The 15,087-nt window shown below is 46.8% G+C and carries 15 protein-coding genes and 2 tRNA genes; 1 reads left to right on the top strand and 16 read right to left on the bottom strand.

The features are described from left to right. Positions 1–66 precede the first annotated feature (66 nt). Positions 67–1,434, top strand: coding sequence for a M48 family metallopeptidase (locus ACOSVP_RS03985; protein WP_487346194.1), 1,368 nt, complete (start codon positions 67–69; stop codon positions 1,432–1,434). A gap of 71 nt (positions 1,435–1,505) precedes the next feature. Here ACOSVP_RS03985 and nadA read toward each other — a convergent pair whose 3' ends face one another. The 16 genes from nadA to cysD form a co-directional block, all read right to left on the bottom strand. Then, positions 1,506–2,552, bottom strand: a complete 1,047-nt coding sequence (nadA, locus tag ACOSVP_RS03980) for a quinolinate synthase NadA (protein WP_487346193.1) — start codon at positions 2,550–2,552, stop codon at positions 1,506–1,508. A 36-nt stretch (positions 2,553–2,588) separates the two neighbouring features. Then, positions 2,589–2,664, bottom strand: a tRNA-Lys gene (locus ACOSVP_RS03975). 23 nt (positions 2,665–2,687) lie between these two features. After that, a tRNA-Lys gene (locus tag ACOSVP_RS03970) sits at positions 2,688–2,763 on the bottom strand. Between the two features lie 43 nt (positions 2,764–2,806). After that, positions 2,807–3,577: a tol-pal system protein YbgF gene (ybgF, locus tag ACOSVP_RS03965; RefSeq protein WP_487346192.1), complete on the bottom strand. Its 771-nt coding sequence runs from the start codon at positions 3,575–3,577 to the stop codon at positions 2,807–2,809. Next, positions 3,577–4,122 carry a peptidoglycan-associated lipoprotein Pal gene (gene pal, locus ACOSVP_RS03960; RefSeq protein ID WP_487346191.1) on the bottom strand — a complete coding sequence of 182 codons (546 nt, stop codon included), beginning with the start codon at positions 4,120–4,122 and terminating at the stop codon, positions 3,577–3,579. Before pal ends, ybgF begins: the two co-directional genes overlap by 1 nt. Before the next feature lie 24 nt (positions 4,123–4,146). Beyond that, positions 4,147–5,445 carry a Tol-Pal system beta propeller repeat protein TolB gene (gene tolB / locus ACOSVP_RS03955; RefSeq protein ID WP_487346190.1) on the bottom strand — a complete coding sequence of 433 codons (1,299 nt, stop codon included), beginning with the start codon at positions 5,443–5,445 and terminating at the stop codon, positions 4,147–4,149. Then, positions 5,445–6,545 carry a cell envelope integrity protein TolA gene (gene tolA, locus ACOSVP_RS03950; protein WP_487346189.1) on the bottom strand — a complete coding sequence of 367 codons (1,101 nt, stop codon included), beginning with the start codon at positions 6,543–6,545 and terminating at the stop codon, positions 5,445–5,447. The genes tolB and tolA overlap by 1 nt, the downstream gene beginning before the upstream one ends. A gap of 3 nt (positions 6,546–6,548) precedes the next feature. Beyond that, a complete protein-coding gene (gene tolR / locus ACOSVP_RS03945; RefSeq protein WP_487346188.1) occupies positions 6,549–6,971 on the bottom strand; it encodes a protein TolR in 423 nt (140 codons plus the stop codon). 2 nt (positions 6,972–6,973) lie between these two features. Further along, positions 6,974–7,648, bottom strand: coding sequence for a protein TolQ (tolQ, locus tag ACOSVP_RS03940; protein ID WP_487346187.1), 675 nt, complete (start codon positions 7,646–7,648; stop codon positions 6,974–6,976). 14 nt (positions 7,649–7,662) lie between these two features. Then, on the bottom strand, positions 7,663–8,676 hold the full coding sequence (gene ruvB, locus ACOSVP_RS03935) for a Holliday junction branch migration DNA helicase RuvB (RefSeq protein WP_487346186.1): 1,014 nt from the start codon (positions 8,674–8,676) through the stop codon (positions 7,663–7,665). Positions 8,677–8,679: 3 nt separating this feature from the next. Further along, complete coding sequence (ruvA, locus tag ACOSVP_RS03930; RefSeq protein ID WP_487346185.1) at positions 8,680–9,279, bottom strand: Holliday junction branch migration protein RuvA; 600 nt, start codon at positions 9,277–9,279, stop codon at positions 8,680–8,682. Beyond that, the gene (gene ruvC, locus ACOSVP_RS03925) at positions 9,279–9,827 is read right to left on the bottom strand and encodes a crossover junction endodeoxyribonuclease RuvC (RefSeq protein ID WP_487346184.1); all 549 of its coding nucleotides are present in this window, start codon (positions 9,825–9,827) and stop codon (positions 9,279–9,281) included. Before ruvC ends, ruvA begins: the two co-directional genes overlap by 1 nt. A 126-nt stretch (positions 9,828–9,953) precedes the next feature. Then, a complete protein-coding gene (gene aspS / locus ACOSVP_RS03920) occupies positions 9,954–11,723 on the bottom strand; it encodes an aspartate--tRNA ligase (protein WP_487346183.1) in 1,770 nt (589 codons plus the stop codon). A 175-nt stretch (positions 11,724–11,898) separates the two neighbouring features. Beyond that, positions 11,899–12,375, bottom strand: coding sequence for a GreA/GreB family elongation factor (locus tag ACOSVP_RS03915; RefSeq protein ID WP_487346182.1), 477 nt, complete (start codon positions 12,373–12,375; stop codon positions 11,899–11,901). 64 nt (positions 12,376–12,439) lie between these two features. After that, positions 12,440–14,053: a sulfate adenylyltransferase subunit CysN gene (cysN, locus tag ACOSVP_RS03910; protein ID WP_487346181.1), complete on the bottom strand. Its 1,614-nt coding sequence runs from the start codon at positions 14,051–14,053 to the stop codon at positions 12,440–12,442. Positions 14,054–14,070: 17 nt separating this feature from the next. Then, entirely contained in the window at positions 14,071–14,985 is a 915-nt protein-coding gene (gene cysD / locus ACOSVP_RS03905) for a sulfate adenylyltransferase subunit CysD (RefSeq protein WP_055462925.1), read from the bottom strand. Positions 14,986–15,087: the final 102 nt, after the last annotated feature.

Raw genomic sequence — 15,087 nt, 5'->3', positions numbered from 1 at the left:
TTTAAAACTCAGGTCACTATGAGACATTTTTTTTTAGGAATCAGCAAGCTACTTCTCACAATTAGCTTGGCATCTAGCATCCAGTTAGCCCATGCAAACACCAGTGATTTACCGGATTTAGCACGCTATGAAAATGAACGCGGCCTATCCAACCCGAGCTATATTCTCGGGCAATACTGGTTCCGTAAAATTAACGGTAGCGCAGGGCTAATTGAGTTCCCACCAGCTTACAACTATTTGAGAGAAGCTGTCGCCAGTATCGTCCCTAACACTGGCTTATATGACAAGACGATTGATTTAGCGCTACTCAATAGCACCCAAACCAATGCCTTCGTTATTCCTGGTAACCATTTATTTCTTTACTCTGACATTCTCAGATTAATAAATAATGAAAGCACGCTTATGGGCCTGTTAGCCCATGAGGTTTCCCATTTGGAATTACATCATTACCAGCGCTCTATTGAAAACCAGAAGAACGAACAAGCCAAAGCCCTACTCTTATTACTAGCAGGAGTTGCAGCGGCGACAGCAGGCGATGGAGAAACCACCTCGGCTTTATGGTTGGGCGGCATGGCCAATCAAGTGGAAAACATGCTGAGCTATTCACGCGCTCACGAACAAGAAGCCGATCGACGCGGCCGTGAACTCATGGAACAAAGCGGTTTCCCAACCAGTGGTATGAACGAATTGTTAGCTGGATTATTTAAAGAATCCATGGGCAGCAACCGTATTGAGTTTTTATCGACTCACCCATTACCACAGAGTCGACTCAGTGACAGCCTCACCGGTCAGGAACAAACATCCGTTTTATTTAGCCCCTCATCAGAATCTTTTAGATACTTCCGTGCCACATTACTTTCCTACCGCGCAGCTTTAGAGGGCTCTCACTACAAGGATTTTCTACGTAGCAGCCTCACTACCCGCGACGAATACAACTATGGTTTAGCGTTAGTTGAATTACTGATGCACTACAATGAAACCGCGGCTGCAAGCATTGAGAAGGTTGCCACACGCAACGAGTTTACTGACTACCTAAAAACAATTATCTATCTCACCCTAGATAACAAGGAACAAGCGAAGCAGGTGATTGAAGCGCGTCTTGCTCTGGCTCCTAACGACCTAACCTTCATCTATCTGGCAGGCCAAGTAAATGAGCAAAAGTCGTATCTACACACTTCGACTGATCAGCTAAGCTATGAAAAACGCATGATTTACCGACACAACATTGAACTCGCACGACAAAGCAACAATCAACCTTTTGCATTGTACAACCATGCCCTGCTGCAATTTGAATTAGGTAAAGACAAACCTGCACTAAACCTTATTAATCGCGCCATTAAGCAATCAAGCGACACTCAAAAGAGCGAGATGGAAAGTATGAAAATCCAATTAGAACTCCTTGAAGACGCACAACGCAGACAAGACCTCAATTAATTCATGCCCTGCCCAACAACGAAAAAAGCAGCCAAATGGCTGCTTTTTAATCAACTAAAATAAACGCTAGCTTACGCTTTCTTGAAGTCCAACATACGCTGCAGTGGCTTAAGCGCTTTGACACGAACGGCTTCATCAACAAAGATCTCATCCGTACCGTCACGCAATGCATTGCGCAATAACTCCAGTGAGTTTAACGCCATCCACGGACAGTGCGCACAACTGCGACAGGTTGCACCGGATCCAGCCGTTGGCGCTTCTACAAAACGCTTATTCGGCGATGCCTGTTTCATTTTGTAGAAAATGCCACGGTCGGTCGCCACGATAAAGGTATCGTTTGCCATCTCTTTGGATGCTTTTAACAGCTGAGACGTTGAACCAACCACATCAGCGATTTCAACTACTGACTCAGGTGACTCTGGGTGTACCAAAATCGCTGCATCAGGGTAAATCGCTTTAAGATCTAGAATACCTTTAGCTTTAAATTCTTCGTGAACGATACAAGCACCGTCCCACAGCAACACATCAGCACCAGTTTGTGACTGTACGTAGTTACCTAGATGCTGATCTGGCGCCCAGATAATCTTTTCGCCGTTATCACTTAAATGCTGTACCACATCCAATGCAATCGCAGAGGTTACCACCCAATCGGCACGAGCTTTGACTGCAGCAGAGGTATTAGCATACACCACCACTGTACGATCAGGGTGCTGGTCACAGAATTTAGAAAATTCATCTTCCGGGCAACCGATATCCAAAGAACAGGTTGCCTCAAGCGTTGGCATCAACACCGTTTTTTCAGGACTTAGGATTTTGGCCGTTTCACCCATAAACTTAACGCCCGCTACCACAAGCGTTTTCGCTGGGTGCTGCGCACCAAATCTGGCCATTTCTAAGGAGTCAGCGATAACACCGCCCGTCTCTTCAGCAAGTTCTTGAATCGCATCTTCACAGTAGTAATGGGCAACGAGTACCGCATCTTTTTCTTTCAAAAGAGCTTTGATTTCATCGCGAAGCGCTTGGTTATCTACAACGGGCTTTTTAAGTGATTCTTCAGCTTCAGACAAATACTTCTGAACTGTCTCGCGTAATGCGGCTTTATCGATTAATTCAGACATTGAGTAACCCCTTGGGAATGGGCAGTGTTGGAGTGATGGTGGGTCGTACTGGATTCGAACCAGTGACCAATTGATTAAAAGTCAACTGCTCTACCAACTGAGCTAACGACCCATTATCACTAAACAAAGAAGAGTTGGTGGGTCGTACTGGATTCGAACCAGTGACCAATTGATTAAAAGTCAACTGCTCTACCAACTGAGCTAACGACCCAACGGGCGCGTATATTACAGTGGTCACTGGATATTGCAAGAAATTATTTCATATTATTCAAATAATTAGTCGCCAAACTGGCCGCATTTGAGTCAGGATGGTTAACAATCACGCGCTGAAAGTAGTCTCGGGCGCTGGCTTGATTACCTAACTGATCGTTGACTATGCCTAGCTTATAGATAGCATCTGGCACTTTCGCATGACCTGAAAAGGAGTCTTGCACGGTTTGGAACTGCACTAACGCTTCGCCTTGGTTACCCAACACTAAAGCCAACTCACCCAACCAGTAATGGCCGTTACCCGTTAGCATGTTATTTGGGTATTGTTTGACAAAACTTCTCAAGGCAGTTTGCGCACCTTCAAAGTTTTTCGAGCGGATCAATTCGTATGCAGCATCGTATGCAGCTTTTGCCTCAGCACTTGGCTCTACCAGCTTAACTGGAGCAGTCACCAAGGTAGAAGCTGTGGCGGTTGGCGCAGCCTGAATGGAAGCAGAACTTGGTGAACTCAATTCAGGAGCTGAATTCTCAACAGGCGCTGGAGCCACACGGGGTGCACTGGACACCTTATTAGACAAATCTGACACTCGCTTATCTAGATCAATATAACGATCCTTAGAAATCGACTGCAACTTATCTAACTCGTATTTCTGTTGCTCTACTTGACCGCGCAGCTGAGAGACCTCTTGCTGCAACGTTTCAAGTTGGTACAGCAAATCCGCCGCAACATTTGGCGAAATCGTATTCGCCGTTGCGATTGGTGCTGACAACGTCAGCACCAATGCAAGGGAGCTTATTTTGAAACGAGTGCTCATTACTCGTAGCGAACCTCAACACGGCGGTTTAGCTGCCAAGAAGAGTCGTCATGACCAAATGCAACTGGCACTTCTTCACCGAAGCTAACCGCTTCGATTTGAGATGCAGCAACGCCTTGGATAGTTAGGTAACGCATGATTGCTTGCGCACGACGCTCACCTAGTGCCATGTTGTACTCACGAGTACCGCGCTCATCAGCGTGACCTTCAAGAACGATACGCGCATCTGGGTTTTCCATTAGGAATTGAGCGTGTTTCGCCAATGCTTCACGAGCTTCTGGACGTACGATAGATTTATCGAAGTCGAAGTAGAATACAGTTGCCACGCCAGCTAACAGATCAGCGGCTTTTTCTGCAGCAGTACGGTTATCTACTACGCTGTTTAGTGAACTATCTGCACTAGCACCGTAAGTAGAATCAGCAGAACCCGCACCTTCGCTTGCCATAGAAGACGCGTCAGAATCTGACCCTGTCGTACTACAACCAGCCAACCAAGCTGCAGACAAACCGATTACTGCAAACTTACCTAATTTTGTTACACTCATTACTAGCTCCTTAAAAAGTGCTTGTTATTTAAAATAGGGAGACCAAGCAGGTTCTCGAACATCTCCTTCAGCAGATGGTAGCCTATATTTGACCAAACCATCAACTGAAACAACTGACAAGATACCTTTCCCACGATCAGACGTGGCATACATCACCATACTGCCATTTGGGGCAATACTTGGTGACTCATCCAAGTAAGTTTCTGTTAACACTTGCACACGGCCAGTGTTCATATCCTGTAAGGCAACATGATAGTTACCGTTATTCTTTTGCACCGTTACCAAGTAACGACCATCTGGGGTTAAACGTGCACGAGTATTCATTTCACCTTCAAAGGTTACGCGCTCAACATTTTTTGTACGCACATCTAGACGGTAAATTTGTGGGTTACCACCGCGATCTGAGGTAAAGATAATACCTTGACCATCCGGCTCCCAAGTGGGCTCCGTATCGATCGAATAGTGATTAGTCATACGCTCAAGACGACGTGTTGCAATGTCTAAGGTGTAAATCTCAGGGTTATTATCTTTCGATAATACTAGTGCTAATTTCTTACCATCTGGTGACCAGGCTGGCGCGCCATTCAAACCACGGAATTGTGTCAGTTGTTGCTGTTTTCCGGTAGATAGTTCTTGAATAAAAATGCTAGGACGACGGTTTCGGAACATTACGTACGCAATTTGACGACCATCATGGCTCCATGAAGGCGATAAAATAGGCTCTTTTGAACTTACGATCACCTGCGGACGAAAACCATCCGCATCCGCCACCTGCAATCTGTATGTCGGACTTGCTTTACCGCCCTCTGCAGTGACGTACAAAATACGCGTACTAAAGGCTCCACGAATCCCCGTCAACTGCTCATAGACCTTATCACTAATAAAATGCGCCGCATCTCGGAAGTTACTTGGAGTGACATCTAATGCTTCACGATTACCTACGCGTGCTTGAGTCAATACGTTGAGCAACTCGTAGCTAATTCGGTAAGTACCATTACCGTTGCTAGCGACACTTCCCACCAACACATAGTCGGCTTTCAATAGGCGCCAATCGCGGTAAAACACATTTTCAGATGAGCTTGGCAAACTTAACATATTGGCACGCGGAATCGCTTCAAACACACCACTACGCTTAAGATCGTTCTCTACAATGCCAGCCACATCTTCTGGTAACGGAGAACCACCCGTATAACCAAAGGGCACTATGGCAATTGGTAATAATTGATCCGAACCACTGGTAATTTCAATAACGAGCTGAGCCCTTGCAGGCAAAGCCAAAGCTAAACAAGCCACAAATAAGGCAAACAGAATGTTCTTTTTCATCAGTTTCTCAAATCTTGCGGGTTAAACAACAAATCGACTTGTCTAAAGTTACTCTCAAAGATATAAGACTCAACCTTTGACAACTCCTCGATTCGACCAACTTTATAAACAGCATCCATAGCGTATTTATCAAAGGTAGCGTTACCACTCCCTTTCAACACACGAACATCAGCCACCTCACCATTGGGTAAGAAGTTAATGCGCAACAATGTTTGCATCCCGTTACGCGCACTAGGCGGACGAATCCAAGCATCAGCCACACGACGGTTGATCAGTGCACTAATAGATTGCACCATCTGCCCCGCTTCGGCGGCTTTTCGCCTTGCATCTTCAGCATCCATGGCTTGCTGCACAGCCTCTTCTGCTCGCTTGCGACGTTCAGCTTCCTGACGCGCTTGCTCTTCTGCCTGACGCTTACGCTCAGCGTCCTGTTTTGCTTTTTCTTCAGCCGCTTTCTTCTCTTTAGCAGCCTGCTCTTTCGCCGCTTTTTCTTCAGCAGCTTTCTTCTCTTTTGCAGCCTTCTCTTTCGCCGCTTTTTCTTCAGCAGCTTTCTTCTCTTTAGCAGCCTTTTCTTCAGCAGCTTTCTTCTCTTTTGCTGCCTTCTCTTTCGCCGCCTTTTCTTCGGCTACTTTCTTCTCTTTAGCTGCTTTCTCCTCTGCCGCTTTCTTCTCTTTAGCAGCTTGTTCTTGGCGCGCTTTTTCGTCTGCTGCCTTTTGCTTTTCTATGGCTGCTTGACGCTCAGATTCGGCTTTTTGGCGCGCCTGCTCTTGCTGCTGACGTGTTACCTCCGCTTCACGACGCTGCTTTTCCAGTGCATCACGTTCCGCTTGTCGCTTGGCTTCTTGCTGCGCCTTACGTTTGGCTTCTTGCTGCGCCTGAACTGCTGCATCGGCCGCACGCCGCTCCTCCGCCTCACGCTGACCAATAACCGTATCCGAGACATCAATGATAGTGGCATTAACAATCGGCGGGCGTTTAGGCGGCTCAGGCTTAGTGTTAGCTAACCCAGCTAATAAAGCACCACCCACAAGAACGGCTACGTGTAGGCCAACAGCCAACACAACCGGTAATGAGTAGCTTTCTTTATCCGTAAACTTCATTATTTACTCTGGCTCCGTTACCAAGCCGACATTAGGCGCCCCAGCACTCTGTAAAGCCACCATCAGACCAATCACCTGGCCGTAGGCAACATTCGTATCGCCACGAACCAATATTGGTAAACGTGGATTCTGCGCCAACACTTTTTGCACTCGATCCTTCAGATCATCCAATGAGATAGCACTCTGCTCACCGCCAATATCGATGTAGTAGTTTCCGTCACGATCCACCGATGCTATCAACACTTCTGATTCATCATTTTGAATCGGTGCCGCATTGGCATTCGGCAACTCCACATCTACACCTTGAGTCAACATCGGAGCGGTAATCATAAAGATCACCAACAGCACCAACATAACGTCAATATAGGGGACAACGTTGATTTCCGAGACCGGCTTACGGCGATTATTACGACGTCTAGAAGGCATGACTAGTTTCCTTCACGCACATGCACTTTGCGGTACAGAACACCACTGAACTCATTGGCAAAGTTTTCGTAACTGGAAGCCAAAGAATCTGCCGTAGTTGAAAAACGGTTGTACGCCACCACCGCAGGAATCGCTGCGGCAAGACCAATCGCAGTTGCAATCAAGGCCTCGGCAATACCTGGCGCCACAGTAGCCAAAGTTGCTTGCTGAACCTCAGATAAACCGATAAACGCGTGCATGATCCCCCAAACCGTACCAAATAAACCTACGTATGGACTAATGGAACCGACAGTAGCTAGGAATGGCAGATGCTGATCCAGCTTCTCTTCTTCGCGGTACAAGGCCACGCGCATGGCACGATCAACCCCAGCGATGATCGCATCGGCATCCACCGCACTACTCTGACGTAAACGGGTGAACTCTTTAATGCCTGCGGCGAAGATATTTTCCATACCTTCCACTTTACGGCCATCAACCGTTAACTGACGATACAGATTACTTAGGTCGATACCAGACCAAAATTGATCTTCAAAGCGGCGTCTCACCTTCAACGCTCGATGTAACACTCGCTTACGCTGAAAGATAACAATCCAAGAAAATAACGATGCTAACAACAGGGTCAACATCACTAGTTGCACCACAAAACTGGCGTTAAAAATTAGGCCCCAAATGGACATAAGTTTAGATTCCTCTATTCAAAATCTTGAGGTAATTGATAGTCAAAATGCTCATAAGCACGCTTTGTCACCTGCCTACCTCGCGGTGTTCGGATCACAAAGCCCTGCTGAATCAAGAACGGTTCAATCACATCTTCAATGGTATCCTTGTCTTCGCCAACTGCGGCTGCGATGCTGTCCAGCCCTACTGGACGACCATCAAACTTTTCTATCATGGTTAACAACATACGGCGATCAAGATGATCAAAGCCTTGGCTGTCTACACTTAACATATCCAAGGCTCGTTGAGCAACTGCTTGTCCTACAAGTGTTTCCCCACTAACCTGAGCAACGTCTCGGACACGTCGCAATAGGCGGTTGGCAATACGTGGTGTGCCACGTGAACGTCGCGCCACCTCGAAGCATCCCGAGTCATCTAAATCTATTCCAAGCTTTCCTGCCGATCGCTTGACAATTGTAGTCAGCGATTCGACATCATAAAACTCCAATCGTTGCACAATTCCGAAACGATCGCGTAAAGGTGATGTAAGCAAGCCCGCTCTAGTGGTTGCACCCACTAAAGTAAAAGGGGGAATGTCAATTTTGATAGAGCGAGCAGCTGGCCCTTCGCCAATCATGATATCAATTTGGTAGTCTTCCATTGCTGGATAAAGCACCTCTTCGATAGCAGGATTTAGACGATGAATCTCATCAATAAAGAGTACATCTCCTTCTTCAAGGTTGGTCAATAAAGCGGCCAAATCGCCAGCGCGCTCCAACACTGGACCCGATGTGGTTTTGATTTCCGCACCCATCTCATTAGCAATAATGTTCGCTAAAGTAGTTTTACCCAAACCAGGCGGACCAAAGATTAACGAATGATCCAGCGGCTCACCACGCTGACGTGCGGCTTGGATAAAAATATCCATCTGCTCTTTTACCACAGGCTGACCAATGTATTCAGCCAAACTCTGTGGTCGAATCGCTCGATCTACCTGCCCTTCACTCCCCCGAATTTGCGGAGAGATAATACGGTCATGTTCAATCATAAATTATTTCAACATACTCTTTAGAGCAGCTTTAATCAGTGTTTCGCTATTAGATTCATCTTTCGGCAACTTGGCAATAGCACGCGCCGCCTCCTGAGGTTTATATCCCAACGCAATTAAGGCCGCCTCCGCCTCTTGGCGTGGGTCCGCTTGCACTTGTACCACCACTGAACGCTCGGTAAATAGATCCTGCTTGGCGGCATGACCTAGCTTATCACGCAATTCCACCACAAGTCGCTCTGCTGTGCGCTTACCCACACCCGGTATTTTCGTCAGTGAATCCACCTGTGATTCTTGCACCGCCAAGATCAGCTCCGATGACGACATACTAGAAAGGACCGACAGCGCCATTTTCGGACCAATGCCATTTACTTTAATTAAGATACGAAATAACGCCCGCTCGTCCTTTGTAGCAAAGCCATACAAGGATTGAGCATCTTCTTTCACTTGAAAATGCGTATGCAGAATGACACTTTGACCAATCGGCGGAAGCTCATAAATAGTACTCATGGAAGCCATGATCTCGTAACCAATACCCGCCACATCGACCAACAATTCCGGCGGAGACTTCTCCACCAAGGTCCCAACAATACGTCCAATCATTACTTCGTCCTCAAATCTGATAATTGCCAGCGCTTCGATGCTCGCCCTGCTCGCTTACCGACACCGTACTCCAAGCCATCGGAAGTACGCGTATTGGCGTGACATAAGGCAATTGCCAAGGCATCTGCCGCATCCGCTTGCGGCGTCGTCTCCAATTTCAACAACAGCTGCACCATCGCCTGTACTTGGCTTTTATCAGCATTACCATTACCCACCACAGATTGCTTAATGCGACGTGCCGCATATTCATACACTGGCAAGTCCGCCATGGCAGCCGCCACAATGGCTGAGCCACGAGCCTGCCCTAGCTTTAACGCCGAGTTAGCATTTTTCGCCAAGAACACTTCTTCGATGGCGAACTCGTTTGGTTTGAACTGCTCAATCACTTCGCTGACGCATTCAAAAATACGCTTTAAACGGACCGCCAAATTCTCATCCGGCAGACGTATACAGCCACTGCTAACGTAGTGGATTTTGCCATTAATAAAATCTACTACCCCAAATCCCGTCAGACGGGAACCAGGGTCGATTGCTAAAATTCGAGCCAAAACGCTTCCCTACTTGAAATAAACAAACACTGTATATTTCAACAGGCCAAGCCACACATTGCAATCAATAGCCACAAAAAAGGGCCAACTGAGTTGGCCCTTTTAACTATGACAAGGTTTGCCTAATTATTCTGCAACCGGCTTACGCACACGGATGCTCAATTCTTTAAGCTGCTTCTCACTTACTTCGCCAGGCGCTTGTGTCAATAGACAAGTAGCACTCTGAGTTTTCGGGAAAGCAATTACGTCACGGATCGACGCAGAACCAGTCATCAGCATCACTAGACGGTCAAGACCAAATGCTAGACCACCGTGTGGTGGCGCGCCGAATTTCAATGCATCCAATAGGAAGCCAAACTTCTCTTCTTGCTCTTCAGCAGAGATGTTTAGCAAACCAAATACGGTTTGTTGCATTTCAGCTTGGTGAATACGGATAGAACCACCACCCAGCTCAGTACCGTTAAGCACCATGTCGTAGGCTTGAGACAGCGCTGTTAGCGGGTTAGCTTTCAGATCTTCTGGTGAGCATGAAGGCGCAGTGAATGGGTGGTGAATTGCAGTCACACCACCATCTGGCGTTTCTTCAAACATTGGGAAGTCAACCACCCAAAGCGGCGCCCACTCACAAGTGTACAGATCAAGATCCGCACCCAACTTACAACGCAGTGCGCCTAGCGCTTCGTTCACGATGTTAGTTTGGTCTGCACCGAAGAAAATCAAATCGCCATCTTGAGCTTCGACGCGATCAAGCAAGGCTTGACGCACTTCTGTTGGTAGGAACTTAACGATTGGTGACTGTAGACCTTCTTCAAGATCAGACTTGTCGTTCACCTTGATGTAAGCCAAACCTTTGGCACCATAGATACCAACGAATTTCGTGTATTCATCGATCTGCTTACGTGTCAGAGCGTTGCCACCTGGCACTTTAAGGGCTGCAACACGGCCTTTTGGATCCGCTGCAGGGCCAGAGAAGACTTTAAAGTCTACATCTGTCATCAAGTCAGAAACCGTTTCGATCGTTAGCGGGATACGTAGGTCAGGCTTGTCTGAGCCGTATTTTTCCATCGCTTCCGAGAAAGGCATACGTGGGAAAGCACCCAAGTCGATGTCTTTAAGCTCTTTGAACAAATTAGAGATCATACCCTCTGTTAGAGACATGATTTCTTCTTGGCCTAGGAAAGACGTTTCCAAGTCGATCTGAGTGAATTCTGGCTGACGGTCAGCACGAAGATCTTCGTCACGGAAACATTTAGCGATTTGGTAGTAGCGATCAAAACCAGATACCATCAGCAGCTGCTTGAACAACTGAGGAGACTGAGGTAGAGCAAAGAAGCTACCTTGGTGAGTACGGCTTGGCACCAAGTAGTCACGTGCACCTTCTGGCGTAGCGCGAGTCAGGATTGGTGTTTCGATGTCTAGGAAGCCATTCTCTTCTAGGTAACGACGTAGCACTGACGTTACTTTAGAACGGAAACGAAGTTTCTGTTGAATTTCTGGTCGACGTAGATCGATGAAACGGTTTTTTAGACGAACATCTTCACCAACGGTTTGGTGATCGTCTAACTGGAATGGAGGCGTTGCGGCACGGTTAAGGATTTCAAGCTCATGCCCTAGAACTTCAATCTCACCCGTTGTCATATTTGGGTTAACAGTACCTTCTGGACGTGCACGTACAAGACCTTTGATCTGTACTACGAACTCGCTACGGCAGCTATCCGCTAGTGCAAAGCTTTCTGCACGATCTGGATCGAATACTACCTGAGTCAAACCTTCACGATCACGTAGATCCAAGAAAATAACACCACCGTGATCTCGACGACGGTGTACCCAGCCGCTAAGAGTGACTTCTTCTGAAATGTTTTTTGCTGTTAACTCGCCGCAATAATGGCTGCGCATAATTCCTATCCTATTACTGTCTCGCTAAGATGCGAACGTACCGTTATTCACCCTGTTTCATTCACGCGAAATGATAAAAAATACTTTAAACAGGGAGGTATTAATCATTTAAGGCCAAGCATTATATGCCAAGCGTCTTGGACTCTCTAGGGTGTGACCTAAATTTATAATCTAGTTAAAGAAAAATTCTTACAATTTCCGCGTCTTGCTCAACACCACGACTTTTCATCAACAGCTCATCACCCTCTTCTTTGCCCAACAAAGATTTCCCAAGAGGTGTCTGGGGCGTCACTAACAGAATCGACTTGCCCTGACTTTCAAACTCGCCGCCACCGCAGCAGGCAGACAATATAATGACTTTGCTCCAACCATCCTCACGCTCGACTTCAAAAACTGAGCCCAGCGCTATCTCATCACTATCTGCAAAAACAAATTTACGGAAGTAAGCTAGATCAGCCTCGCACTCTGACACACGTACAGATTGACCATGGGCCAAGTAAGAATTTTCCAATCCGAACGTATCCCACTTAGTTTCTGCCATACTTTCCGTATCCGTTGCAGCTGAGCGCGCTTGTTCAGCCGCCTCTTTGGCAACCCTGACACGGTTTTCAGCGAACGCAACAAGAGCTGAGTAGAGTTGATCTAAAATCATTTTTCTTCACAAATAAAAAAGCCACTGTAAAAACAGTGGCTTTTATACACGAATTGGCGACGAATTACAGACGAACTGTCGACAAAATTTGCTCTACAACGTCGTCATGGCTGCCATCAGTTAGCTCTATATCAGCCACTGCAGCATCCGCTACCACAACCACTACACCGGTTTGTTTCAGCAGTTCTGCTTCAGCAACTGTCGCATCAAGCTTAGCCAATGCAACCACACCGCGACGTAGCAATGAGCGCTCAAGCAGCTGCGCATCAACTGCCGAACCTGCCGCTAGGGCAACTACTGCAGGCTTCTGGCCCAGACGTGCCGCACGCTCTTCCGCTGTTACAACCGTATCAGCTTCCAAATCACCCACCGCCTCTTCAACCATACCCGCACCAACGGTTACGTTTGATAGACGATCAATAATAATCAAAGCACCTGTCAAAGGACTAGTTTGGTAACTATCGAATGCAACCGGCGCATCAAAACTGATAACACAGTCTGCAATCACGTTAAGCTCTAGCTGTTCAACTTGCATTTGCTCAAGTGTGTTCACGTCAACGCGGTAGTTGATGTGATGTACTTTACCAGGAACCGTTTGCGTACCTAGTTTGAAGTTGTAAAGCTTGCCTGGCACCAATGGCTGCTCAGACATCCATACAACTGACGCACGTAGGTTAGAGCTAATTTCTGGCTCGTGACCTGGGTGAACAATCATGTCACCACGGCTGATGTCGATTTCGTCTTCCAGCGTTAGCGTCACCGCTTGACCACTCTTCGCCACATCTAAGTTGCCATCGTAAGTCACGATTTCAGCCACTTTAGATTTTTTACCCGATGGCAAAGCAACGATTTCGTCACCAGGTTTCACTTGACCCGCTGCGATAGTGCCGGCAAAACCACGGAAATCTAGGTTTGGACGGTTTACGTACTGTACTGGGAAGCGGAACGAATCACTCTTCACATCACGGTTAATTTGAACCTGCTCAAGGATCTCCATCAAAGGACCACCTTGATACCAAGGCGTTTGCTCAGATGCGTTTACTACGTTGTCACCTTTAAGCGCTGACATTGGTACGAAGTGAACATCTTCAGGCTTACGGTTACCTAGCTGCTCAATAAACTCTAGGTAGCTTGTACGGATTTCGTTAAATTTCTCTTCCGAGAAACCCACCAAGTCCATTTTATTAATCGCAACCACAACGTGTTTAATACCTAGCAACGAAGCAATGTAGCTGTGACGACGTGTTTGCGTTTGCACACCGTAACGAGCATCGATCAAGATGATCGCCAAGTCACACGAAGACGCGCCTGTCGCCATGTTACGTGTGTACTGCTCATGCCCAGGTGTGTCGGCGATGATGAACTTACGCTTCTCAGTTGAGAAGTAACGGTAAGCTACGTCGATCGTGATACCTTGCTCACGCTCTGCTTGCAGACCATCTACAAGTAGCGCCAAGTCTACTTCTTCACCTTGTGTGCCAGATTTTTTACTGTCACGTTTTACAGCATCCAAGTGATCTTCATAGATCAACTTAGAATCATGTAGCAATCGACCAATTAGGGTACTTTTACCATCGTCTACGTTACCGCAGGTTAGAAGGCGAAGTAGATCTTTTTCTTCATGCTGTTTTAGGTAGCCAAGGATATCTTGACTGATCATTTCTGATTGATGAGACATTCTTACAACTCCTAGCCTTAGAAATAACCTTGCTTCTTCTTCTCTTCCATCGAACCCGCTGAATCGTGGTCGATGACACGGCCTTGACGCTCTGAACTCTTAGTCAAAAGCATCTCTTGAATGATTTCAGGTAGCGTGTCCGCTTCTGACTCTACCGCACCTGTTAGTGGGTAACAGCCAAGCGTACGGAAACGTACTGATTTCATTTCTGGCACTTCGCCTTCTTTCAATGGCATACGCTCATCGTCAACCATGATTTGAACGCCATCACGCTCAACCACTGGACGTTTTGCAGCGAAGTAAAGAGGAACAATTGGAATGCTCTCTAGGTAGATGTATTGCCAGATATCCAATTCCGTCCAGTTAGACAGAGGGAACACACGAATACTTTCGCCTTTGTTCACCTTACCGTTGTAGATGTTCCACAACTCTGGACGCTGGTTTTTTGGATCCCAACGGTGTTGCTTATCACGGAAAGAGTACACACGCTCTTTAGCACGTGATTTCTCTTCGTCACGACGCGCGCCACCAAAGGCTGCATCGAAACCGTATTTATCAAGCGCTTGTTTCAAGCCTTGAGTTTTCATAACGTCAGTATGTACTGCACTACCATGAGTGAATGGCCCGATACCTTGAGCAACACCCTCTGGGTTTTGATGCACTAGAAGATCAAGACCAAGCTTCGCAACCATTTCGTCGCGGAACGTGATCATTTCTTTGAACTTCCAACCTGTGTCAACGTGCAATAGTGGGAAAGGCGGCTTACCTGGGTAAAACGCTTTCATAGCAAGATGCAGCATTACCGCTGAATCTTTACCAATCGAATACAGCATGACCGGATTGTCAAACTCTGCGGCCACTTCACGAATAATGTGAATACTTTCAGCTTCAAGCTGTTTAAGGTGAGTCAGTCTTGCCTCTGTAACTGTCATATTATCTCGTCCAAATATTAAAAGGCTTCGGCATTTAGTTAACTATAACATGCCAGAAAGTTATAAAAACCAGCCCAACTAGATTTTCATAGCATATAGATA

This window comes from Marinomonas sp. HM11-D, assembly GCF_057626615.1.
The sequence above is the reverse complement of the archived record's forward strand: the minus strand, read 5'-3'. Positions and strand labels throughout refer to the sequence as shown.

What these genes read in the sequence shown, in the direction of transcription:
- ACOSVP_RS03915 (WP_487346182.1), bottom strand. Translation starts at nt 12,375, where the DNA reads ATGATTTTAGATCAACTCTACTCAGCTCTTGTTGCGTTCGCTGAAAAC.
- nadA (WP_487346193.1), bottom strand. Translation starts at nt 2,552, where the DNA reads ATGTCTGAATTAATCGATAAAGCCGCATTACGCGAGACAGTTCAGAAG.
- pal (WP_487346191.1), bottom strand. Translation starts at nt 4,122, where the DNA reads ATGAGTGTAACAAAATTAGGTAAGTTTGCAGTAATCGGTTTGTCTGCA.
- tolQ (WP_487346187.1), bottom strand. Translation starts at nt 7,648, where the DNA reads ATGTCCATTTGGGGCCTAATTTTTAACGCCAGTTTTGTGGTGCAACTA.
- ruvB (WP_487346186.1), bottom strand. Translation starts at nt 8,676, where the DNA reads ATGATTGAACATGACCGTATTATCTCTCCGCAAATTCGGGGGAGTGAA.
- tolR (WP_487346188.1), bottom strand. Translation starts at nt 6,971, where the DNA reads ATGCCTTCTAGACGTCGTAATAATCGCCGTAAGCCGGTCTCGGAAATC.
- cysN (WP_487346181.1), bottom strand. Translation starts at nt 14,053, where the DNA reads ATGTCTCATCAATCAGAAATGATCAGTCAAGATATCCTTGGCTACCTA.
- ybgF (WP_487346192.1), bottom strand. Translation starts at nt 3,577, where the DNA reads ATGAGCACTCGTTTCAAAATAAGCTCCCTTGCATTGGTGCTGACGTTG.
- cysD (WP_055462925.1), bottom strand. Translation starts at nt 14,985, where the DNA reads ATGACAGTTACAGAGGCAAGACTGACTCACCTTAAACAGCTTGAAGCT.
- tolA (WP_487346189.1), bottom strand. Translation starts at nt 6,545, where the DNA reads ATGAAGTTTACGGATAAAGAAAGCTACTCATTACCGGTTGTGTTGGCT.
- aspS (WP_487346183.1), bottom strand. Translation starts at nt 11,723, where the DNA reads ATGCGCAGCCATTATTGCGGCGAGTTAACAGCAAAAAACATTTCAGAA.
- tolB (WP_487346190.1), bottom strand. Translation starts at nt 5,445, where the DNA reads ATGAAAAAGAACATTCTGTTTGCCTTATTTGTGGCTTGTTTAGCTTTG.
- ruvA (WP_487346185.1), bottom strand. Translation starts at nt 9,279, where the DNA reads ATGATTGGACGTATTGTTGGGACCTTGGTGGAGAAGTCTCCGCCGGAA.